The sequence below is a fragment of the Myceligenerans cantabricum genome, assembly GCF_054777735.1.
Genome location: NZ_BAAHAJ010000008.1, coordinates 1 through 21,814 on the forward strand (window position 1 = coordinate 1; position 21,814 = coordinate 21,814).

General features: G+C 73.0%; 17 protein-coding genes. 10 read left to right on the forward strand and 7 right to left on the reverse strand.

Annotation, left to right across the window (positions count from 1 at the left end; genetic code table 11):
• Positions 1–462: 462 nt before the first annotated feature.
• The 6 genes from ACYU96_RS07205 to ACYU96_RS07230 all read left to right on the forward strand — a co-directional run bounded on the left by ACYU96_RS07205 (position 463) and on the right by ACYU96_RS07230 (position 10,534).
• The gene (locus ACYU96_RS07205) at positions 463–1,581 is read left to right on the forward strand and encodes an ROK family transcriptional regulator (protein WP_460750920.1); all 1,119 of its coding nucleotides are present in this window, start codon (positions 463–465) and stop codon (positions 1,579–1,581) included.
• The gene (locus ACYU96_RS07210; RefSeq protein WP_460750922.1) at positions 1,578–2,750 is read left to right on the forward strand and encodes a substrate-binding domain-containing protein; all 1,173 of its coding nucleotides are present in this window, start codon (positions 1,578–1,580) and stop codon (positions 2,748–2,750) included. The genes ACYU96_RS07205 and ACYU96_RS07210 overlap by 4 nt, the downstream gene beginning before the upstream one ends.
• A 134-nt stretch (positions 2,751–2,884) precedes the next feature.
• On the forward strand, positions 2,885–3,619 hold the full coding sequence (locus ACYU96_RS07215) for an ATP-binding cassette domain-containing protein (RefSeq protein ID WP_460751931.1): 735 nt from the start codon (positions 2,885–2,887) through the stop codon (positions 3,617–3,619).
• Positions 3,620–3,761: 142 nt separating this feature from the next.
• Positions 3,762–4,997 (forward strand): sugar ABC transporter permease, encoded by a 1,236-nt coding sequence (locus ACYU96_RS07220; RefSeq protein ID WP_460750925.1) that lies wholly within the window; start codon positions 3,762–3,764, stop codon positions 4,995–4,997.
• Positions 4,998–5,038: 41 nt separating this feature from the next.
• Complete coding sequence (locus ACYU96_RS07225; protein ID WP_460750927.1) at positions 5,039–6,016, forward strand: LacI family DNA-binding transcriptional regulator; 978 nt, start codon at positions 5,039–5,041, stop codon at positions 6,014–6,016.
• 180 nt (positions 6,017–6,196) lie between these two features.
• Complete coding sequence (locus ACYU96_RS07230) at positions 6,197–10,534, forward strand: GH92 family glycosyl hydrolase (RefSeq protein WP_460750930.1); 4,338 nt, start codon at positions 6,197–6,199, stop codon at positions 10,532–10,534.
• A 335-nt stretch (positions 10,535–10,869) separates the two neighbouring features.
• Here the strand turns inward: ACYU96_RS07230 and ACYU96_RS07235 are convergent, their stop codons facing one another.
• Positions 10,870–12,858 (reverse strand): M13 family metallopeptidase, encoded by a 1,989-nt coding sequence (locus ACYU96_RS07235; protein ID WP_460750933.1) that lies wholly within the window; start codon positions 12,856–12,858, stop codon positions 10,870–10,872.
• Between the two features lie 85 nt (positions 12,859–12,943).
• Between ACYU96_RS07235 and ACYU96_RS07240 the strand changes: the two genes are divergently transcribed.
• Positions 12,944–13,393 (forward strand): ribose-5-phosphate isomerase, encoded by a 450-nt coding sequence (locus ACYU96_RS07240; protein WP_460750936.1) that lies wholly within the window; start codon positions 12,944–12,946, stop codon positions 13,391–13,393.
• 1 nt (position 13,394) lies between these two features.
• On the forward strand, positions 13,395–14,420 hold the full coding sequence (locus tag ACYU96_RS07245; RefSeq protein WP_460750939.1) for an Fpg/Nei family DNA glycosylase: 1,026 nt from the start codon (positions 13,395–13,397) through the stop codon (positions 14,418–14,420).
• Between the two features lie 243 nt (positions 14,421–14,663).
• On the opposite strand, the gene ACYU96_RS07250 is transcribed toward ACYU96_RS07245, so the two are convergent.
• Positions 14,664–15,131: an MGMT family protein gene (locus tag ACYU96_RS07250; RefSeq protein ID WP_460750941.1), complete on the reverse strand. Its 468-nt coding sequence runs from the start codon at positions 15,129–15,131 to the stop codon at positions 14,664–14,666.
• A 52-nt stretch (positions 15,132–15,183) separates the two neighbouring features.
• The gene (locus tag ACYU96_RS07255; RefSeq protein ID WP_460750944.1) at positions 15,184–16,338 is read right to left on the reverse strand and encodes an LLM class F420-dependent oxidoreductase; all 1,155 of its coding nucleotides are present in this window, start codon (positions 16,336–16,338) and stop codon (positions 15,184–15,186) included.
• Between the two features lie 127 nt (positions 16,339–16,465).
• On the opposite strand from ACYU96_RS07255, the gene ACYU96_RS07260 reads away from it, so the two are divergent.
• Positions 16,466–16,852: an MmcQ/YjbR family DNA-binding protein gene (locus ACYU96_RS07260; RefSeq protein WP_460750947.1), complete on the forward strand. Its 387-nt coding sequence runs from the start codon at positions 16,466–16,468 to the stop codon at positions 16,850–16,852.
• 149 nt (positions 16,853–17,001) lie between these two features.
• Here ACYU96_RS07260 and epsC read toward each other — a convergent pair whose 3' ends face one another.
• From epsC to ACYU96_RS07280, 4 genes are all read right to left on the reverse strand, one after another.
• Positions 17,002–17,601: a serine O-acetyltransferase EpsC gene (gene epsC, locus ACYU96_RS07265; protein ID WP_460750949.1), complete on the reverse strand. Its 600-nt coding sequence runs from the start codon at positions 17,599–17,601 to the stop codon at positions 17,002–17,004.
• Positions 17,601–18,536 (reverse strand): cysteine synthase A, encoded by a 936-nt coding sequence (gene cysK, locus ACYU96_RS07270; protein ID WP_460750952.1) that lies wholly within the window; start codon positions 18,534–18,536, stop codon positions 17,601–17,603. Before cysK ends, epsC begins: the two co-directional genes overlap by 1 nt.
• 289 nt (positions 18,537–18,825) lie before the next feature.
• Positions 18,826–19,566, reverse strand: a complete 741-nt coding sequence (locus tag ACYU96_RS07275) for a recombinase family protein (protein ID WP_460750954.1) — start codon at positions 19,564–19,566, stop codon at positions 18,826–18,828.
• Positions 19,567–19,798: 232 nt separating this feature from the next.
• Complete coding sequence (locus tag ACYU96_RS07280; protein WP_460750957.1) at positions 19,799–20,857, reverse strand: lytic polysaccharide monooxygenase auxiliary activity family 9 protein; 1,059 nt, start codon at positions 20,855–20,857, stop codon at positions 19,799–19,801.
• 297 nt (positions 20,858–21,154) lie between these two features.
• Here ACYU96_RS07280 and ACYU96_RS07285 point away from each other — a divergent pair, with 297 nt between their 5' ends.
• The gene (locus ACYU96_RS07285; protein ID WP_460750959.1) at positions 21,155–21,802 is read left to right on the forward strand and encodes an RICIN domain-containing protein; all 648 of its coding nucleotides are present in this window, start codon (positions 21,155–21,157) and stop codon (positions 21,800–21,802) included.
• Positions 21,803–21,814: the final 12 nt, after the last annotated feature.

A 21,814-nucleotide genomic window follows, 5' to 3' on the forward strand; every position in this document is an offset into this window, starting at 1 on the left:
GAACCAGCACCATCCGACTCCGCGCCGCTACCACACGCCGCCAACATCAGACCCAGCACAGCGACCGAAGCGGCCGCACCGGCCGACTTCTTGTTGATTCGCATCTCGTTTCCCTCAAACCTTCGTTGGTCGTTGGATCGGACCCGTCGTCCGAGCGACACGAGCCCGAGGTAGGACCGTGGCACGTCAGGAGACGGTCGGGCGTCTGAGGCGCCCAAGAACCGCGCCCTATCAAACGGGGATCCAGCCTTGATGTCAAGAAGTGAACGCAAGGTGGGTTCCCTGGTAAGACTCGGTTCATCGCGTGTATTCAACGGTTACCGTCCCGGGTGAGGCTGCGACGTCGCAGATGAGGCGCGCACCAGCAGCTCGCCCTCGAGCAAGTACTGTGTGGCTGTGCGCGCGGATCGGGTGACCCCGGGTTCGCAGACCTCACTCCGTGAGGCCAACCGAGCCCGGATCGTGAGCGCCGTCCAGCAGCGTGGCTCCCTCACGCAGATCGAGCTGGCCGGCGTCACCGGGCTGTCCCCGGCCACCATCTCGAACATCGTCAAGGAGCTCTCGGCAGCCGGTGTCCTCACCACGGCCCAGTCCGTCCGCAACGGCCGCCGCGCGCTCCAGGTCACTCTCGCCCGCAACCTCGGCCTCGTCGCCGGCGTCCGGTTCGGGGTGCGGTCCGTGAGCGTCGCGCTGGCCGACGCCTCGATGCGGATCCTCGCGGACCAGCGCATGCCCCTGGCCGCCGACCACCGGGCGGACGCCGGAACCCGTCGCACCGCGCTGCTGGTCGCCGAGATGGTCGAGTCCGTCGGCGCGTCGCCGCAGGAGCTGCTCGCCGTCGGCGTGGGCGTGCCCGTCCCGGTCGACCCGGACAGCGGCGAGGTGGTCACCGTCGGGATGATGCGCGGCTGGGACGGCGTCGACGTCGCGGCGCTCTTCCGGGGCGAGCTCGGGGTGCCCGTCACCGTCGGCAACGAGGCCACGCTCGCGGCGCTGGCCGAGTCCCGGTACGGCGCCGGCCAGGGGTTCGACTCGATGGCGTACGTGCGTGTCTCCCACGGCGTGGGCGCGGGCCTGGTGATCGGCGGGCGTGCGGTGCGGGGGCGGTCCGGCGTCGCCGGCGAGATCGGCCACGTGTCCGTCGACGAGAACGGCCCGGTCTGCCGCTGCGGGAACCGGGGCTGCCTGGAGATGCTGGTCGGGGCGTCGAGCCTGCTCGGCATGCTCCCCGCCGAGACCGGCCACCTCACGCTGGCGGACCTGGTCGTGCGGGCCGTCGAGGGCGACCCCGGCTGCCGCCGCGTGGTGTACGACGCCGGACGCCACCTCGGCGTGGCGCTGGCGAACCTGTGCAACATCGTCGACCCGGAGATCGTCGTCGTCGGCGGGCAGCTCGTCGACGTGGGCGACCTCCTGCTCGACCCGCTGCGGACCACGCTCGGCCAGCGGGTGGTCGCGACGTCGCGCGGGCCGGCCGCCGTCGTCCCCTCCCAGCTCGGCGGGTCCGCGGGCGTGCGCGGGGCGCTGGCCGTCGCGCTCGACTCGGCACGTTCGGCCGGAGCCCTGGGGGTGGGAGCATGAGCCCGGGGCGCGCGGGAGCGGACGTCGTGCCGTCGTACCGGCGCTGGTGGGCGGTCGCGGTCGCGGTCGCGCTCGTCGCGTCGGTGGTGGCGTGCACGGCGGTGTCGGACGGCGCGACGGAGCACGAGGGCACGGTCGGGCTCCTCCTGCCCGAGGCGCAGACCGCGCGCTACGAAGCGTCCGACCATCCCACCTTCGACAGGGTGGCCGAGAGCCGGTGCCCGGACTGCGAGGTGCTCTACGCCAACGCCGGCCAGGACGCCGCCGCCCAGCAGGAGCAGGCCGGGTCGATGCTGGCCCGCGGAGCGGACGTGCTCGTGCTGGACGCCGTCGACACCGTGGCCGCCGTCGGGATCGTCGAGGAGGCGCACCGGCTCGGCGCGAAGGTGGTCGCCTACGACCGCTTCGTCGACGGCGCGGACTACTACGTGTCCTACGACTACGAGTTCCTCGGCTACCTCATGGGCTCCGCCCTGCTCGGGGCCCTCGGCCCGGACGCCGTACCCGCCCGCACCCCGCTCGAGGCCCGCACCGCCGCGGACGCCGAGGCCCCGCCGGGCGGCGGGCCGCCCGGCGTGCTGCTCGTGCAGGGTGCGGTCACCGACCCGAACTCCCGCGCCATCGCGGCCGGCGCCCGCCGGGCGCTGGGGTCCTCCGACGTCGAGGTGCTCGCGGAGTACCACACGCCGGACTGGAGCCCCGACAAGGCCACCGAGTGGGTCGAGGCGATGCTCACCCGGTACCGGGGCCAGGTCGACGGCATCCTGGCGGCGAGCGACGGCGTCGCGGGCGGCGCCGTCGCGGCCGCGAAGGCCGCCGGGCTCGACCCCGTCCCCCCGACCACCGGCCAGGACGGCGAGCTGGCGGCGGTGCAGCGCATCGTCGCCGGCGACCAGTACATGACGATCTACAAGGCCACCGACCAGCAGGCGGCCACGGCCGCGGAGCTCGCCGTGCGGGTGCTGCGCGGAGAGGCCCCGCGCACCACCGCCGTCACCGAGGGCGTGCCGACCATGCTGCTCGCCCCCCGCGCGGTCGGGGCCGACGACGTCGAGCACGTCATCGTGGACGGGCACGTGTACTCGACCGACGAGATCTGCACCACCGCGTACCTGACCGCGTGCGAGGCGCGCGGCCTCGTCGCGGGGTCCGAGCAGGAGACAGGATGACAGAGCCCATCGACCCCGGCGGCACGTTCCCGCCCGCCTCGGCGCCACCCGGGAGGCCGGGCGGCGCGTTCCCGCGTGGCACGGCCGAGCCCGCGGACCCAGGTCCGGCGACCCGGCGCGCCCCGGCAGTCCCGGTGGTGTCGCTGCGCGGGGTCAGCAAGCGGTTCGGGGGCGTCCGCGCCCTGGTGGACGTGGACGTGGACGTCCACGAGCGCGAGGTGCTCGCCGTCGTCGGCGACAACGGCGCGGGCAAGTCCACGCTCGCGGGCGTGCTCGCCGGCGCGCACCGCCCCGACTCCGGGCAGGTGCTGATCGACGGCGCGCCCGTCGTGCTGGACTCCCCGGCGGCGGCTCGCGCGCTCGGCATCGCCACCGTGTTCCAGGAGCTGGCGCTCGTCAACGACCTCGACGTCGTGGAGAACCTGTTCCTCGGGCACGAGGTGGGACGGGGCGCGTTCCTCGACGAGATCGAGATGGAGCGCCGGGCGTGGCAGGTGCTCGACCAGCTCGCCGCGAGCGTGCCGTCGGTGCGCGACCCGGTGCGGACGCTGTCGGGCGGGCAGCGGCAGGTGATCGCGGTGGCGCGGGCGCTGCTCGGGTCGCCGCGCGTCGTCGTCCTGGACGAGCCGACGGCGGCCCTCGGCGTGCGGCAGACCGCGGAGGTCCTGAACCTGATCATGCGGCTGCGCGCACGCGGGCACGCCGTCGTGCTCGTCAGCCACCAGGCCGGCGACCTGCAGGCCGTGGCCGACCGGATCCTCGTGCTGCGGCTCGGGCGCGTCCACGGGACGTACGCCGGCGAGACGTCCTACGAGGACCTGCTCGCCGCCATGACCGGCGCGGTGCGGCCCGACTGGGGAGGACGATGAGGACGACGGGACGCGCGGGAGCTGACGGGGCCCCGGCCGTCTCCGGGCCGCCCGCGGCGGGCGGGACGACGGACGGTGGGCAGGACCATGGATGCAGGCGGGCCGCGCGGAGCGTGCTGGACGAGGGACGGCGGGTGAGACCATGAACGCAGACGGGAAGCGTGGCGGCGGGAGCACCATCGCCGCCGCGGTCGGGCAGGAGGAGCCGCCGCGGGTCGGGCTCGGAGCGGTGCTGCGGCAGTGGTTCCGCGGCGAGCACGGGATGGCGCCGATCGCCGTCGGCCTGGTGCTCGTGTGGGTGGTGCTCGCGGCGATCGAGCCGGACTTCCTCTCCGCGGAGAACCTGGTCAACCTCACGCTGCAAAGCGTCCCCGTCGGGGTGATCGCCCTCGGCGTGGTGCTCGTGCTCATGGTCGGGCAGATCGATCTCTCCGTCGGCTCGGTGAGCGGGCTGGCGGCCGCGATCGTGGCGGTCGGCACGGTGACGGCCGGCTGGCCGTTCGCTCTCGCGGTGCTCGTCGCGCTCGTCTGCGGCATGGCGATCGGCCTCTTCTACGGCGTGCTGGCGACACGGCTCGGGCTGCCGAGCTTCGTCCTGACGCTGGCCGGGCTGCTGTTCTTCGCGGGGGTGCAGCTGCGGGTGCTCGGCCCGCTGGGATCGATCAACCTGCCGTTCGAGTCGGGCTTCGTGCGTGCTGTCCAGCAGGGGTTCCTGGATCCCGCCGTGGCGTGGACGCTCGTGGTCGTGTGGGTGGTCGCCTATCTGGGCCTGCAGGTGTGGGGGCGGGAGCGGCGCCGGCGGGCCGACCTCTCCTGCGTCCCGTGGTCCCAGGTCGTCCTGCGGACCGGTGCTCTCGCGGCCGTGCTGGCGACGGGTGTCGGCTACCTCTCGACCGCCCGCGGCGTCGGCTACTCGGTGGTGCTGTTCGTGGCGCTGGTGATCGTCGCGGACGTGGCGCTGCGCCGCACGCGGTGGGGCCGTTCGGTGCGTGCGGTGGGCAGCGACCGGAGGTCCGCGCTGCTGTCGGGCGTCGCGGTGCACCGGACCGTGATCTCGTGCTTCGTGGCCTGCTCGACGCTCGCCACGCTCGGTGGCATCCTCGCGGCCGGGCGGCTGGGCGCCGCGAACCAGGGGACCGGAGGAGCGGACACGTACCTCACGGCGATCGCGGCGGCCGTGATCGGGGGTACGAGCCTCTTCGGAGGCCGGGGCAGTGCCTGGTCCGCGCTGCTGGGCGTGCTGGTCATCCAGTCCGTCACGAACGGGCTCACGCTGCTCGATCTCGACCAGGCGACCCGCTACATGGTGACGGGTGCGGTGCTGCTGGGTGCGATCATCGTGGACATGCTGGTGCGGCGCCGGCGTCAGGAGGTCTGAGGATGTCGGTGCAGGGTACGCGTCGGCCGACGCTGGCGGGAGTGGCAGAGCGCGCGGGAGTGAGCCTGAAGACGGCGTCACGCGTGCTGAACGGCGAGCCGAACGTGGCGGACACGACGCGGGAGCGGGTGCGCGCGGCGGCGGAGGCCCTCGGGTTCCGGCGCAACGCGGTGGCGGCCGACCTCGCGCGCGGCGGGGCGTCGCGGCTGCTCGGCTTCATCTCCGGGGACATCGCGAACCCGTTCTACTCGGCGCTCGCGAGCGGTATCGAGCGGGTGGCGCGGGACAACGACATGCACCTGATCACGACGTCGTGCGAGGAGGACACCGACCGGGAGCGGCTGCTCACGGACGAGCTGCTGGAGCGGCGCGTCGGCGGCCTCGTGGTGACGCCGACGACGGGCGACCACGCCCGGCTGGCCGGCGAGCTCGCGGCGGGCACGCCCGTGGTGTTCGTGGACCGTCCGGCCTCGGGGCTGGACGCGGACACGGTGGTGATCGACAACCGGGGCGGCATCCGCGCGGCGGTGCGGCACCTGAGCGACCACGGGCACCGGCGCATCGCGTTCGTCGGCGACAACCCGGACGTGTGGACCTTCCGAGAGCGGCGCGCGGCCTTCCTGGAGGCGATGGCCGAGCTCGGGAACCCGGGCGCGCAGGACCGGGTCCGGTCCGGCGCGCACGACGCGGCCGGCGCGCGGATGCTGGTGTCCGCCCTGCTCACCGGTCCCGAGCCGCCGACCGCGGTGCTCGCCGAGAACAACCGGGTCACCGCGGGCGCGCTGCGTGCGCTCGACGAGTTCCCCGGCGGCGAGGACGTCGCGCTGGTCGGCTTCGACGACTTCGACCTGGCGGACCTGCTCGGCGTGACCGTCGTGTCGTACGACGCCGTGGAGATGGGCCGCCGCGCCGCGGCCCTGGCGATCACGCCCCGCGCCGCGGGGACGGAGCCCCGCACGGTCACCCTGGAGACCCGCCTGATCCCGCGTGGCACCGGCGAGCGCCCGCCTCGGCCCTGACCCGCCCGGGTAGCCTGCTGAGGGCGCGCCACGGACCAGGCCGCCACGGCCGGGACCCACCCGTGGCGCGGACTCGGCGGCCTGCCGCCCGGGACGTTGACATCCGCGTTGGCGGACGTCTACGTTCAATTCTTGAACCTAGGAGTGACAGCGGTGTCACCAGAGATCGAGGGAGATCGAATGCGACATGCCATCGCCCGGCGCCACGAGCGCCGGGGAGCCGTCTCCGCAGCAGCGGTTCTCGCGCTCGTCGTGCAAGGTACCGTCCTGCTGACCGTTCCCGCCCACGCGGCCGAACCCGGCGACTTCGCCAGCTCCTTCGAGGAGTCCGACGCCGCGCCCCTCGAGTCGGAGCCGGCCGAGCGCGACGGGGAACCCTGGTACGACAACATCGGCACGTTCCTGTCCGGCCTCCCGGGCAGCATCCTCGGCACCGTGTCCGAGGTGACGGCCAGCGGCGAGAACCTGCCCAACGAGGGCGTCGACAAGCTGGCCGACTCGAGCGCGTCCACGAAGTGGCTCGTGTTCGAGTCCACCGGCTGGGCCGCCTACGAGCTGTCCGAGCCCGCCTCCGTGTCCGCCTACGCGCTGACCTCGGGCAACGACGCCGCCGGCCGTGACCCCCAGGCCTGGACCGTGCAGGGCTCGTCCGACGGCGAGACGTGGACGGACCTCGACCAGCGCTCCGGCGAGAGCTTCGGGTCCCGCGGCGAGCAGCGCATCTTCGAGCTCGACGCACCGACCGGCGAGTACCGGTTCTTCCGGCTCGACGTCACCGAGAACCACGGCGACGGGATCCTGCAGATCGCCGACTGGGACCTCTCCGTCGACCTCACCCCGACCGACCCGGTCGCCGAGCCGATGACCACCGAGGTCGGCGGCGGCCCCACGTCGGCGTCCTACACCAGCAGGTCCGGCGTCGGCTTCGACGGCGTGCGGTCGCTGCAGTACTCCGGCTCGCACCTCGCCGACGCCCCGGCCCACGCGACGAACGTGCTGTACGACGACGTCGACCTCGCCGTCGGCCCCGACACCCGCCTGAGCTACAAGATCTTCCCGGAGCTGCTGGAGGACCTCGGCTACCCGTCGACGTACGCTGCGATGGACCTGCGGTTCACCGACGGCACGTTCCTCTCGGACCTCGGCGCCACCGACGCGCACGGCGTCACCGCCACGGCGGCCGAGCAGGGTGCTGGCAAGATCCTGTACGCGGACCAGTGGAACTCGGTGCGCGTCGACGTCGGCGCGGTCGCCGGCGGGAAGACGATCGACCAGATCCTGGTCGGCTACGACAACGACACCGATGCGGCTGGCACGCGCTTCTCCGGCTGGCTCGACGACATCGCCGTCGAGGCCGAGCCCGAGACCATCGACGGCTCGTCCGACCTGAACTTCGTCGACACGCGCCGTGGCACCCACTCCTCGGGCGGGTTCTCGCGCGGGAACATGATCCCCGCCACGGCCGTCCCGAACGGGTTCAACTTCTGGGTCCCGATGACCAACGCGTCCTCCCAGAGCTGGCTGTACGAGTACCAGACCGCGACGGACGAGCAGAACCGCCCGGTGCTGGAGGGCGTCGGCATCTCGCACGAGCCCAGCCCGTGGATGGGTGACCGGAACCAGCTGGCCTTCCAGCCCGCCGTCGGCTCCGGGACGCCCGACGCCGGCCTCGACGCGCGCGGCCTCGCCTTCGACCACGACGACGAGACGGCCCGCCCCGACTACTACGGCGTGGAGTTCGCCGACGGCCAGGCCGTCGAGGTCACCCCGGCGGACCACTCCGCCGTGCTCCGGTTCAGCTTCCCCGACGACGCCGCCGACGGCACCGGCCACGTGCTCGTCGACCAGGTCGCCGGCAGCTCGAACCTCACCGTCGACGCCGGGACCGGGACGGTCAGCGGCTGGGTCGAGAACGGCAGCGGGCTGTCGGTGGGCCGTACCCGCATGTACGTCGCGGGCACGTTCGACCGCACCCCGACCGCCGTCGGGCAGGCCGCGGGCAACCGCACGTCGGCCCGGTACGCCACGTTCGACGTGTCCGACGACGACACCGTCGAGCTGCGCGTCGCGACCTCGTTCATCGGGCTCGAGCAGGCGCGCGCCAACCTCGACCTGGAGGTGACCGACAGGTCCTTCGACGACGTGCGGGCCGCCGCGGCGGCGCAGTGGGAGGACCGGCTCGGCGTCATCGACGTCGAGGGCGGGAGCGAGGACGAGCTCGTCACGCTGTACTCCAGCCTGTACCGGCTCAACCTGTACCCGAACTCGCAGTTCGAGAACACCGGCACGGCCGAGGCGCCGGAGTACCGGTACGCCAGCCCGGTCACCGCGCCGACCGGCGAGCCGACGGACACCGAGACCAACGCCGAGATCGTCGACGGCAAGATCTACGTGAACAACGGCTTCTGGGACACCTACCGCACCGCCTGGCCGGCCTACTCGCTGCTGTACCCCGAGCTGGCGGGCGAGCTCGTCGACGGGTTCGTGCAGCAGTACCGCGACGGCGGCTGGGTGGCGCGCTGGTCCTCGCCGGGCTACGCCGACCTGATGACCGGCACCAGCTCCGACGTCGCCTTCGCGGACGCCTACCTGAAGGGCTCCCTGCCGACCGAGCAGGCGCTCGACGCCTACGACGCCGCGCTGAGGAACGCGACGGTGGCGCCGACCAGCTCCGCCGTCGGGCGCAAGGGCCTGGAGACGTCGACCTATCTCGGCTTCACGCCCGAGGAGACGCACGAGTCGGTGTCCTGGGGCCTGGAAGGCCTGATCAACGACTACGGCATCGGGAACATGGCCGCGAAGCTGGCCAAGGACCGGGACGTGCCGCGGGAGCGCCGGGCCCGGCTGCGGGAGGAGTCCGAGTACTTCCTGGAGCGGGCGACGCACTACGTGGGGTCGTTCAACTCCGAGACGGAGTTCTTCGCGCCGCGGCACGCGGACGGCGAGTTCGCGACCGCGCCCGGGGACTACGACCCGCGGGTCTGGGGCAACGGCTACACGGAGACCAACGGCTGGAACTTCGCGTTCCACGCGCCGCAGGACCCGAACGGCCTCGCGAACCTGTACGGCGGGACCGAGGGCCTGGAGGACAAGCTCGACGAGTTCTTCGCGACGCCGGAGGACGCCACCCGCACCGGCAGCTACGGCGGCGTCATCCACGAGATGCGCGAGGCGCGCGACGTGCGCCTCGGCCAGTGGGGCATGAGCAACCAGGTCTCGCACCACATCCCGTGGCTGTACGACGCCGCAGGCGCGCCGCACAAGACGCAGGAGATCGTCCGCGAGGTCACGCAGCGGCTGTTCGTGGGGTCGGAGATCGGCCAGGGCTACCCCGGCGACGAGGACAACGGCGAGATGTCGTCGTGGTGGCTGTTCGCCGCGCTCGGCTTCTACCCGCTGCAGGTCGGCTCGGCGGAGTACGCCGTCGGCTCGCCGCTGTTCGACCGGGCCACCGTGCACCTGCCGGACGGTGACCTGGTGATCGACGCCGCGCACAACTCGCAGGAGAACGTGTACGTGCAGTCGCTCGCCGTCGACGGCCGGCGGACCTCGTCGACGTCGCTGTCCCAGAAGGACCTGTCCGGCGGGGCGCGGCTCGACTTCGTCATGGGGCCCGAGCCGTCCGACTGGGGCACGGGACGCCGCGACGCGCCGCCGTCGCTCACCCGAGGCGGCGACGCTCCGGAGCCGGCCGCCGACGTGACCTCGTCCGGGACGATCGTCACCGACGACGGGACGGCCACCGACGGCCTGGTGGACGACACCTCCGGGACGCAGGCGGAGTTCTCCACGTCCACGCCGACGGTCACCTGGGAGAGCGAGGGCGAGAAGCCGGACCTGGTGGGGTACACGCTCACCTCGGGTACGGCCGGGACCGCGACGCCCAGCGCGTGGCGGCTCGAGGGCTCCCACGACGGCCGACGGTGGCGCACGCTGGACGAGCGCTCGAACGAGGAGTTCCGCTGGGCGCGGCAGCTGCGCCCGTTCACGATCGACGGGCGCAAGGACTACGAACAGGTGCGTCTCGTGATCGAGGAGGTCGCGGGGGAGGGTGAGCCGGTGCTCGCCGAGCTCGAGCTGCTCGCGGAGCCCGACGACGGGCGCGGGCCGGGGCATGGCGGTGGTCACGGTCACGGTCCTGGCGGTGGCCACGGTCCTGGCGGTGGCCACGGTCCGGGTGGCGGTCACGGTCCGGGTGGCGGCCGGGACGCCGGCGGTCAGGACGCCTCGGTGACCACCGACCCGGCGGACGCCATCGACCTCTCGGCGGTGCCGCAGTGCACCGGTGACGAGGCCACCCTCACCGTCGTCGCGCACAACAGGGGCGACGCGACCAGCACGGTCGACGTCGCATCCGACTTCGGCACGGAGAAGATGACGCTGAGGCCGGGCACCGAGGAGACGATCACGCTCGAACCGGGCATCACGTCGTTCGGCCCGGGCGTCACCACCGGGGAGGCGAAGACGGCGGGGACCACGGCGACCCTCAGGGCCCCGTACGAGTCGGCCACCTGCTGACCCCCGACCCGGCCCAGGGCTGACCCAGCCCGACCCAGGAGGGCGCCGACACCCCCGGCGCCCTCCTGCCACCCCGCCCCCCGGCTCCTCCCGCCCCGGCGACCTCGCGGGGAGGAACGCCGGCGAGGTAGGGGCGAGTGCTCAGGTAGGCGCCAGGGGGTGCTCCCCACGCCCCTACGTGAGCACTCGCCCCTACCTCGCCGGCGGCTTTTTCCCGCGCGATCTCTATGTGGGTCTCAGGGGCTGATGAACGCAAGTCAGCAGCGAGGGGCGCGTGAAGCGGCCGGGGTGGTCAGCCAGGAAAGGCCGGCCACCCCGGCCGCTTCGCGTGCGTGTCACCAGATGCGGACGCGGTCCTCCGGCGGGAGGTACAGGGCGTCGCCCGGCGTCGTCCCGTAGGTCTCGTGGAACTCGTCGATGTTGCGCAGGACGCCGTTGCAGCGGAACTCGTTGGGGGAGTGCGGGTCGATGGCGATGCGCCGCACGACCTCCTCGTCCCGGCCCGTGGACTGCCACACCTGCGCCCAGCCGAGGAAGATCCGCTCCAGCGCGCTCAGGCCGTCGATCTCCGGCGCCTCGGACAGCGGCCTGCCGAGCGCGATCCGGTACGCCTTGATCGCGATCGACAGGCCACCCAGGTCGCCGATGTTCTCGCCGATCGTGAGGGACCCGTTGACGTGCACGTCCGCGTGCTCCGCCGCGTCCAGCTGCGCGGGGCGGAAGGCGTCGTACTGTGCGACCAGGGCGCTGGTGCGCTGTTCGAACTCGGCGCGGTCCGCGTCCGACCACCAGTTCTCGAGGCGGCCGTCGCCGTCGTACTTGGAGCCCTGGTCGTCGAAGCCGTGGCCGATCTCGTGCCCGATGACGCCGCCGATGCCGCCGAAGTTCACGGCGTCGTCGGCGGACGGGTCGAAGAACGGCGGCTGCAGGATCGCGGCCGGGAACACGATCTCGTTCATCCCCGGGTTGTAGTAGGCGTTGACCGTCTGCGGCGTCATGAACCACTCGTCGCGGTCCAGCGGCCGGCCGATCTTGTCGAGCTCGCGGTCCTGGTCGAACGCGTTCGACCGGCGCACGTTGCCCACCAGGTCCGCCGGGTCCACGGAGAGCCCGGAGTAGTCCTTCCACTTCACCGGGTAGCCCACCTTGGGCGTGAACTTCTCCAGCTTGACCAGGGCCTTGGGCTTGGTCTCGGGCGTCATCCAGTCAAGGCTCTCGATGGACTCCCGGTAGGCCGCCACGAGGGCGTCGACCAGCCGGTCCATCTTCTCCTTGTGCTCCGGCGGGAAGTGCCGCGCCACGTACTCCGCGCCGACGGCCTCCCCCAGTGCGCCCTCGACCACCGACACCCCGCGCTTCCACCGCTCGCGCACCTCCTGCGCGCCGGTGAGCACGCGGCCGTAGAAGTCGAAGTTGGCCTCGACGATCTCGTCGGCCAGGTACGGGGCACGGGCCGTGACCAGGTGGTACGCCATCCACAGCTGCCAGTCCAGCAGCGCGGCCCCGGTCCACAGGGCGGCGAACCCGTCCGCGAAGCCGGGCTCCCGGACCACCAGCCGGTCGAGCGCGCCTTCCGGGGCTCCGAGTGCCTCGGCCCAGGTGCGCCAGTCGAACCCTGGCGCGCGCTCGGCGAGCTCGTCCAGCGTCATCGGGTTGTAGGTGAGGGTCGCGTCGCGCCGCTTGACCACGTCCCAGTGGTGCTCGGCGAGGCGGGACTCGAGGTCGACGACGCGCGCCGCGGCGTCCTCGGCGGAGATGCCCCACCGGCCGGTGACGTCCGCGAACGCGAGCATGCGCGCCACGTGGGGTGCGTACTTCTCGCGCACCGGGGCGTACTGCTCGTCGTGGTAGTACGTCTCGTCGGGCAGCCCGATACCGGACTGCACCAGGTACACGACGTAGCGCTCGGTGTCCCTGGCGTCGTTGTCCACCCAGAAGCCGATGGCGTTCGCTCCACCGGTGCGCTGCAGCGCGCCCAGCGCACGGGTGAGGTCGTCGTGGTCCGTGACGCCGGCGATCAGGGCGAGGTCGTCGGCGAGCGGCTCGGCGCCGAGCGCCTCGATGCGCTCGGTGTCCATGAAGCTCGCGTACAGGTCGCCGATCCGGGATCCGGCGGGGGCGTCCGTGATGATCTCGCGGACGTGCTCCTCGGCCTGGTCGTGCAGCGCCCGGAACGCGCCGTCCATCGCGCGGTCGGCGGGGATCTCGTGAGCGTCGATCCAGCGGCCGTTGACGTGGCGGTACAGGTCGTCCTGCGGACGGACCCCGGGGTCGAGGGCAGCGAGGTCGATTCCCGACCTCACGGGGATGGATTCGGTCGTCATGGCGTCAGGGTACGCGCGCGGCCTCGGTCGTCCATGGTACGGGCCGCGGTGGAGAAGGCGCCCGGCCGTGGGAGAGGATGAGGGCATGCATCTGCACATCGCCGCTGACCACGCCGGGTTCGAGCTGAAGTCTCACCTCGCGCGGCACCTGACCGACGCCGGCCACCAGGTCACCGACCACGGCGCCCACGAGCTCGACCCGCTCGACGACTACCCGTCCTTCTGTCTCGCCGCCGGCGAGGCGGTGGTTGCGGAGCCGGGCTCGCTCGGCATCGTGATCGGCGGTTCCGGCAACGGCGAGCAGATCGCGGCGAACAAGGTGAACGGGGTGCGCGCGGCCCTGGCCTGGTCCGTCGAGACCGCCACGCTCGGCCGTCAGCACAACGACGCGAACGTCGTCGCGGTGGGTGGCCGCATGCACACCGTGGACGAGGCGACGGCGATCGTCGATGCCTTCGTCGCCGAGCCGTTCAGCGGCGACGAACGTCACCAGCGCCGCATCGACCAGCTCGCCGCCTACGAGAAGACCCGCTGAGTTGCCCGAGGGCCACACCGTCCACCGCCTCGCGCGGACCCTGCGAGACCTGTTCGGCGGCGAGCGCCCGCGGGTGACGAGCCCGCAGGGCAGGTTCGACGGCGGCGCCGCCGTCCTCTCCGGGCGGCGGCTGGTCGCGGTCGAGGCCTGGGGCAAGCAGCTCTTCTGCGGCTTCGCCTCCGACGACGACGGCGTGGGCGCGGACACGCTCTGGCTCCGGACGCATCTCGGGCTCTACGGGGCGTGGACCTTCGCCGGCGCACCGGGAGCCGCCGGGGTCGCCCATGCGATCGGCGCCCCGCGCAGGCGCATCGGCGAGCGCGAGACGACGCCGGGCCTCCCGGTGGGCGCGGCGACGGCCGGCTCGGACGGCGGCGGGTGGGAGCCGCCCGAGCCGCGGGGCAAGGTACGGGTGCGGATGCTGGGGGCGCACGCCGTCGCCGACCTGACCGGGCCTGCCGCCTGCGAGGTCATCACGCCCGCCGAGAAGGACACCGTCACCGCCCGGCTCGGGCCCGACCCGATCCGTGCCGGGGAGCCCGGGCACGACGCCGGCCGGTTCGTCGCGCAGGCCGGCCGCTCCCGGGTGACGATCGGGCAGCTCCTCATGGACCAGTCGGTGATCGCCGGGGTCGGGAACATCTACCGGGCCGAGGCGTTGTTCCGGGCCGGAGTCGACCCGCTGCGGCCCGGGCGGGACGTCCCGCCGTCGTCGGCCCACGCGATCTGGGACGACCTGGTCGTCCTCCTGCGCGACGGCGCCCGCACGGGCGCGATCGTCACCACCCGCCCGGAGGACCGCGCCGCGGCCCCGGACGGAGAGTCGCGGCGGGGGACCGGGCCACCACCGCCGGACAGGCGGCGGACCCGGCAGAACACTGACGGCAACCCCGATGCCGTCCCTGCCGACCAGGCATTCTACGTCTACCACCGCGACGGTCTGGCCTGCCGCGTGTGCGGGAGCCCGGTGCTGCTCAAGGAGCTCGCGGGCCGCAACCTCTTCTGGTGCGGCACCTGCCAGACCTGACGGCCGCGGCTTGCCCGGCGAGCCGGCCACGTGGCGCACGGCGGCCCGGCCCGCCGTGGTCCGTCGAAATGGTCGCGTCGGCGAGCCGCTGTCCGCCCTGTCTCGCCGGACGCTCGACCGGAAGACGTTCGGCCCGCGCGGCACGGCCGCGGTCGCCGAAGCCGTCGCCCGGCCGCGCTCGCGGCGCCGGCCTGATCACGGAGCGCACGCCGGGGGCGCCCTCGCCGGCGGCGGCCGCGGCGCTCAGGTGGCCGGTGGCCCCGGTCTCCGGCTGGGTCTGGTGACGGGCCGGTCCACCGGGTCCGGGGCGCCCGGGAACCAGACGGCGCGCTTCAGGTCGACGCGGCGTCCGTCCCGGGTGAGCGGGCAGCCCTCCGCGCGCAGCGCGTCGAGGGCGGCGGTGAGGTGCCTCGCCGGCGGCGAGCCCGCCGCATTGACGACCCGCCACCAGGGCACCTCGAAGGTGTCCTGCGCGGGCCCGACGACGACGGCGTCCTCCGGCACCAGATGCTGGTAACGGTCCCCGGACGCCGCCATCACGTTCCCGACCTGCCGGGGCCCGCCGCGCCCGAGGTCCTCGGCGACGATCTCCGCGATCAGCCCGTACGTCATCGCACGGGCGGGCGGGATCCGGCGTACCAGTCCCAGCACGACGGCGGCATACTCCTCGGCGGGCGTGAGCTCGGCGTCGGACGACTCCTCATCGGGCATGGCACGCATCGTAGGCGGCCGCCGGGCGGGTGGGCCGGTCCCGTGCCTGTTCTCAGCGCGCCCCGGGCACCTTCGACGGCGCCAGCCTCGCCAGCGCGCGCCCCGCGACCGAGCGCGCACGGGCGGCGCGGCGGTCGGACGACGTGCCCGCGGCCCGGGCGGCGTGCTCCTGCGCGATCGACAGCACCGTGAGCACCGACGACGGGTCGCCCTGGACGAGCATCGTCGTCAGGAGCGTGTCCTCCCAGGCGCCGAACCGCTCCCGGATCCGCTTCGCCGGGCCGATCAGCGCGACCTCGTCCACCAGCTCCGTCGGCACCGCGCGCGCCGCATCCTCCTTGCGGCCCGCCAGGTACAGGTCCTGGACCTCGTCCATCGCGTCCTTGTACCCCATCCGGTCCAGCGACTGCTTGTGGAAGTTCGCGCCCTTGGCGCCCATCCCGCCCGCGTACAGCGCGACGAACGGCCGGATCATGTCCGCGGCCGCCTCGACGTCGTCCCGCACGAACACCGGCACCGTCGCGATCGCCTCGAACTCGCCCGCCGGGGACCGCTCGTCACGACGCTTCGCGAACCCCGCGTCCAGCAGCTCCTGGAACTCCCCGTCCAGGCGCGGTGCGTAGAACGACCCCATCCAGCCGTCCGCGATCTCCGCCGCGAGCGCGATGTTCTTCGGCCCCTGTGCCGCGAGCACGATCGGGATCTCGGGGCGGTACGGGTGGACGGTCGGCTTGAGTGCCTTGCCCAGCCCGGTGGCGCCGTCGGCGTCGTCGGGCAGCGGCATCCGGTAGAAGGCGCCGTCATAGGTGACGGGGCGCTCGCGGGCGACGACCTCGCGCACGATCTCCACGAACTCCCGCGTGCGGGCGAGCGGTCGCTGGTAGGGCTGCCCGTACCAGCCCTCGACGACCTGCGGGCCGGAGGCGCCGAGCCCCAGCACGAAGCGTCCGTGCGACAGGTGGTCCAGCGTCATCGCCTGCATCGCCGTGGCGGTGGGCGTGCGCGCGGCCATCTGCGCGATCCCCGTGCCGAGCCGGACGTTCCTGGTGCGCGACCCCCACCAGGCGAGCGGTGTGAACGCGTCCGACCCGTAGGCCTCGGCGGTCCAGACCGAGTCGAGGCCCAGCCTGTCGCCGGCCAGGATGGACTGCTGGATGCCCTTCGGGGGCTTGCGCGACCAGTAGCCGGTCTGGATGCCGATACGCATGGTGAGTCCTCGTCGTCGAGCGGGCGGGTTTGCCTGGGACCGCGCGTCCCAGGTACTGCGCCAACCCTAGCGTGTCCGACGGCGGCCAGGGGTGCCGCCGGCGTCGCGACGGGCATACCCTCGGACCATGGCGACCTACGAGGATGTGGCCCGACTCGTCGCGGACCTCCCGGAGACGACCGAGGGGACCCGTTACCGCGGCCGGTCCTGGTTCGTGGCGGGCACCGCCTTCGCCTGGGAACGGTCCTTCTCGAAGGCCGACATCAAGCGGTTCGGCGACGAGCCGGTGCCCACCGGACCGATCCTCGCCGTCACCGTCGACGACCTGGGGGAGAAGGACGCCGTGCTGGCCGCGGGACGGCCCGGCCTCTTCACGATCCAGCACTTCGACGGCTTCCCGGCCGTGCTGGTGCAGCTCGACGTGGTCGCGGACGAGCACCTCGCCGAGGCGCTCCAGGACGCCTGGCTCTCGAAGGCTCCGGACGACCTGGCGGAGCGCCACCGGCCCGGGTGACGTGCCCGGACGAGGCCTCGTCCGAAATCCGCTCGCCGCGCCGGTGCCGCCCGGGGACTGGGGCGCCACCGCCGTCGTGCTGGGTTTCATGGGCGTGTTCGCGCTGGGGGAGAGGCGGGAAGGTCTCCCCGGAGGCGGACGGCGTGGTGTCAGATCACGTACTCGATCAGCTGTGACGGGTCCTCCAGCGGCGTCGACGTCCGGGCCGGCGACGGTGTCCGGTTCCGTGCCGGGATCCCCACGGCCACCGCGCCGTTCGGCACGTCACGCGTCACCACCGCGTTCGCGCCGACCTTCGCGTCGTCGCCGATCCACAGCGGCCCGAGCACCTTCGCACCCGACCCGACCAGCACGCGGTCGCCGAGCGTCGGGTGGCGCTTTCCCGGGCGCATCGACCGGCCGCCCAGCGTGACGCCGTGGAAGAGCAGGCAGTCGTCGCCCACCTCGGCGGTCGCGCCGATGACGACGCCCATGCCGTGGTCGATGAACAGCCGCCGGCCGATCCTCGCGCCCGGATGGATCTCCACTCCCGTCAACAGCCGGGAGACCAGGGAGAGGATCCGCGCGGGGAGCCGCAGTGCCGGCCGCTGCCACATGGCGTGCGCGACGCGGTAGTGCCAGACCGCGTGGACGCCCGGATAGGTCACGACCACCGCGCTCAGCGAGGTCGCGGCCGGGTCCTGGGCGCGCGCGGTCTCGGCGTCCTCCTTGAGGAGCTGGAGAAAGGGTGGCGCCCAGGACGTGGCCATCAGTCGACCAGGCCCTCGAACAGCGGGGTGGACAGGTAGCGCTCGCCGAAGCTGGGGATGATCACGACGATCGTCTTGCCGGCGTTCTCCGGGCGCTTCGCGACGTCCAGGGCCGCGGAGAGTGCCGCCCCCGACGAGATGCCGACCAGCAGGCCCTCCTCACGGGCGGCGCGGCGGGCGAACTCGATGGCGGTGCCCGCGTTCACGTCGATGACCTCGTCATACACCGTGGTGTCGAGGATCTCCGGGACGAAGTTGGCGCCGATGCCCTGGATCTTGTGCGGACCGGGCTCGCCACCGTTCAGGATCGGCGACTCCTCCGGCTCGACCGCGACGATCTTCACGTCGGGCTTGCGCTCCTTGAGCACCTGGCCGACGCCCGTGATGGTCCCGCCGGTGCCGATACCGGCCACGACGACGTCCACCACGCCGTCCGTGTCGGCCCAGATCTCCTCGGCCGTGGTCTCGCGGTGGATCTTCGGGTTCGCCTCGTTGGCGAACTGGCGTGCCAGGACGGCGCCCTCGCGCTCCTGGGCGATCTTCTCGGCCGCGGCCACGGCACCCTTCATGCCCTCGGAGCCCGGCGTCAGGACCAGCTCGGCACCGTACCCGCGCAGCAGCGCGCGGCGCTCCTTGGACATGGTCTCCGGCATCGCCAGGACGACCTTGTAGCCGCGCGCGGCGCCCACCCAGGCGAGGGCGATCCCCGTGTTGCCCGAGGTGCCCTCGACGATCGTGCCGCCCTCCTTGAGCTCTCCGGAGGCCTCGGCGGCGTCGATGATCGACACGCCGATGCGGTCCTTCACCGAGCTGGCCGGGTTGTAGAACTCGAGCTTGGCGAGGACGGTCGCCTCGAGGCCTTCGGTGAGCCGGTTCAGCTTCACCAGCGGGGTGTTCCCGATGAGCTTGGTCGCGTCGTCATAGATGCGGGCCATGATTCTCTTTCCTTCGTGTCGTCCGGCGGTGACAGGTGGTTCGCGTGGCCGGCGGCGTGCCGGCACAGCCGTGCGTGACGCCGCCGTCTTCCTGGGGTCGGTGCGGATCGGAACGGTGCGGGAGCGTCGCACGGGCGTCACGACCGGTGGTCCGCGCGGGGCACGGTCTCGACACGGGTCCGACGTGGCGTGGACGCTCTACCGACAGACGCGGCACCTTCGCACGATGCGCATGTGGGCGAGCCTAGCTCCGACACAATCGATCGACAAGATCGGTCTCACTGATTGGTCACGTCGATGGGTGACCGACCACCGACCAGCTCTCGCCGGTCGGCGTGGCCAGGATGCGCAGCGCGCCGAGAACGCTCGTGACCGGGGCGAGCACGCCGCCGAGCGCAGCGAGGCCTGCCGGGGCGAGACCGGGATGCACGCCGAACCCGAGGGCGGCGAGGAGCGCGACCGTCGTCGTGCACAGCAGGAGCGGAGCGAGGCTGGTGACGGGCGACGGCGACGGCGACGGCGACGGCGCGCGGGCGACGGTGCGCGCCGCCACGGCGATCGGGGCGACGGCCGTGAGGATCGCCACGACGGACGCGGCCGTCGTGGACGCCCAGGCGTTCGCGAGCGTGTGGAAGACGCCGATCCCGGTCGCGATCGTGCCCAGCACCATCGGCGCGATGTACCAGGGGGCCTCGCCGTCGTCGGACCCGCACCGGTGCCGGACGACGACGTCGGCGGGGAGCCCGCCGAGCCGGGCTCGGTCCTGCCCGTCCTGCGCGAGGCAGTCGAGCGACAGCGCGACGACGATGTCGGCGTCACCGGCGCCGACGCGTTCGAGCATGCTCTCGAACGCCGGCCGGCCGCGGTCCGCGTCCGACGGCTTGCCGGGGGCCTCGTCGGTGAACGTGGCCACGACCTCGTGCCCCTCGTCCGCCGCCCAGGCGCGGCATCGCTGTTCCTGGACGTGACCGGGGTCGACGTCGTCGGCGTGCCGGACGTAGATCACGACACGCTTGGCGGGCTCCGGCATGTCTGGACGATACCTTTCCGGGCCGGTGCCGCGCTCGGCTGCACGGACGGGGTGGACGGACGGGTGCACGGATGGACGGGACGGACGGGCGCAACGAGCGGGCACCGGGGGACGACCCGCGCGTGTGGGTCGTCACCCCGGTGCCCTGGGTCGCCGGGAAGGACGGCGTACCTGGAACGCCGTCGCCTCCCGGCGCGCCGCGGGGCCGAGGCCCGCGGCGGTCTCGGCCCGCTCAGGTGGCGGAGCAGGTGGCGCTCAGGTCGCTCCCGTCGCCGTCGGCGATGAACCCTGCGGTCGTCGACGCCCCGGCCGAGAGGGTGCCGTTCCAGTCCGCGTCCGTGAGGGTGTTCGTGCCCGACAGCGTCGCGTTCCATGCCTGTGTGATCGTGGCACCGTCCACCACGACCTCCCAGCCGCCGATGGCTCCGGCGCCGGCGGTCACGGTCACCTCACCCTGGAAGCCGCCGCCCCAGGAGTTGGTGACGTTCACCTCGGCGTCGCAGGCGGGGTCGGTCGGGTCCGTGGGACCGGGGTCGGTCGGCTCGGGGTCGGTCGGCTCCGGGCTCGGGTCGGTCGGCTCCGGCTGGGGCTCGTCCGGCCACAGGTCGCCGCCGCCGATGTTGATGTCCGAGCAGAGGAAGTACTTCTGGTCCTGGTGCCCGGCCAGCCACACCGTGAACAGCACGGCGCGACCGCTGCGGTTCCCCAGGTCGACGTCGGTCTCGTACGCGCCCTGCGACGGGTAGTAGCCGGTCTCCTGGACCAGCTCGACGTCGTCCCACCCGAGTGCCTCGGTGGTCGGGTCGAAGCCGGGGCGGGACACGTAGATCCGCATGTAGTCGGCACCGTGCTGCGCGCCGTCGGTCAGGGTGAGGTGGAACTGCTGGTCGACCCCGGTCGCGACCCACTCGCCCGGGTTGTCCAGGGAGTCGTACCGGCCGGACTCGGCGTGCCCGCCCGAGCAGAGCTGCCCGTTCGGGATGGCCGACTCGTAGTTCTCGCCGAGGCCGTTCACGTACAGGCCGTTCCAGTTCCACATGGTGTTCGGGTTGGCCTGCCACGCCTGCCAGCACATCGGGTCGATGGTTGCCATCTCGGGGTTCTGGAAGTCGTCGCCCCAGCGGTCCCAGCAGCCGTAGTTGCGGGTGGGCGGGTCGGTGACGCTGCCGTGGGCGGCCGCCGGCGGGGCGGTCACGGTGTCCGCGGTGACGACGGCGACCAGGCCGAGCGGTACGGCCAGCGCCATGGCGGCGATGAGGACGAGGCTGCGCGTTCGCGCACGGACTGACATGGGGCTCCTCCTTGAGCTCGGCCGACGGGCCGGCCGGGTTGACGTGCCGCCAGGTTCCGCGAGCCGCACCAGTGCGAGCCAGAGGCCGAATCGTTTAGAGATCGCGCGGGTAGGGCGTAGCGAGGTAGGGGTGGGTGCTCAGGTAGGGGCGTGGGGAGCGCCCCCTGGTGCCTACCTGGGCACTCACCCCTACCTCGTCGGCGTTTCTTCCCCGTGATCGCTGAGCCGTGGGACGGGCGTTGTGGGTGTTGCGCGGTAGGGTCTGCTCGGTTCGTCGGGAAGGGATGGAGCATCACGATGTACGACGCCGGACCTCCTGCCCGGACGAGCACCGTGGCGGTGGGCTCGTGGGTGGTCGCGGGCACGCTCGTGCTCGTCGCGGTCGTCAGCATGCTGTGGCTGTTCTCGCGCGACGGCGTCGAGCCGTCGGCCGGCGCGACGTCGACGGCCTCCCCGGAGGCCGTGGCGCGTACGTCCGGTGCGGCAGAGGTCTCCGCGACCCCGAGCAGCGAGCCAAGCCCCGTACCCAGCCCGACGCCCCCCCCGCCGCCACCGGACCCGCCCGTCGTCGCGCTGCAGGGTGTCGGGTCGGGCCGCTGCGTGGACGTGCCCGAAGCCCTCCTGAACGACGGCGCCACGTTGCAGATCTACGACTGCAACGGCTCGGTCGCCCAGCGGTGGACCGTCAGCGCGACGGGCGAGCTCCGCGTCGGCGGCACGAAGTGCCTGGACGATCCCAGCGGCGGGGCGTCCGGCGTCGGCGTCGCGATCAACGAGTGCCACGGCGGGGCGAACCAGCGCTGGAGCGCCGGGACGGACGGCACCGTGCGCAACATCGAGACGGGTCTCTGCCTGGACGTGGAGGGCGCGGGTACCGAGAACGGCTCCCCCCTCAACGTCTACGAGTGTCACGCGGGCGCCAACCAGCAGTGGAGCATCGGCTGAGGACTGCTCTCC

What these genes read in the sequence shown, in the direction of transcription:
- ACYU96_RS07210 (WP_460750922.1), top strand. Translation starts at nt 1,578, where the DNA reads ATGAGCCCGGGGCGCGCGGGAGCGGACGTCGTGCCGTCGTACCGGCGC.
- ACYU96_RS07220 (WP_460750925.1), top strand. Translation starts at nt 3,762, where the DNA reads ATGAACGCAGACGGGAAGCGTGGCGGCGGGAGCACCATCGCCGCCGCG.
- ACYU96_RS07230 (WP_460750930.1), top strand. Translation starts at nt 6,197, where the DNA reads ATGCGACATGCCATCGCCCGGCGCCACGAGCGCCGGGGAGCCGTCTCC.
- ACYU96_RS07235 (WP_460750933.1), bottom strand. Translation starts at nt 12,858, where the DNA reads ATGACGACCGAATCCATCCCCGTGAGGTCGGGAATCGACCTCGCTGCC.
- ACYU96_RS07240 (WP_460750936.1), top strand. Translation starts at nt 12,944, where the DNA reads ATGCATCTGCACATCGCCGCTGACCACGCCGGGTTCGAGCTGAAGTCT.
- ACYU96_RS07250 (WP_460750941.1), bottom strand. Translation starts at nt 15,131, where the DNA reads ATGCCCGATGAGGAGTCGTCCGACGCCGAGCTCACGCCCGCCGAGGAG.
- ACYU96_RS07255 (WP_460750944.1), bottom strand. Translation starts at nt 16,338, where the DNA reads ATGCGTATCGGCATCCAGACCGGCTACTGGTCGCGCAAGCCCCCGAAG.
- ACYU96_RS07260 (WP_460750947.1), top strand. Translation starts at nt 16,466, where the DNA reads ATGGCGACCTACGAGGATGTGGCCCGACTCGTCGCGGACCTCCCGGAG.
- epsC (WP_460750949.1), bottom strand. Translation starts at nt 17,601, where the DNA reads ATGGCCACGTCCTGGGCGCCACCCTTTCTCCAGCTCCTCAAGGAGGAC.
- cysK (WP_460750952.1), bottom strand. Translation starts at nt 18,536, where the DNA reads ATGGCCCGCATCTATGACGACGCGACCAAGCTCATCGGGAACACCCCG.
- ACYU96_RS07275 (WP_460750954.1), bottom strand. Translation starts at nt 19,566, where the DNA reads ATGCCGGAGCCCGCCAAGCGTGTCGTGATCTACGTCCGGCACGCCGAC.
- ACYU96_RS07280 (WP_460750957.1), bottom strand. Translation starts at nt 20,857, where the DNA reads ATGTCAGTCCGTGCGCGAACGCGCAGCCTCGTCCTCATCGCCGCCATG.
- ACYU96_RS07285 (WP_460750959.1), top strand. Translation starts at nt 21,155, where the DNA reads ATGTACGACGCCGGACCTCCTGCCCGGACGAGCACCGTGGCGGTGGGC.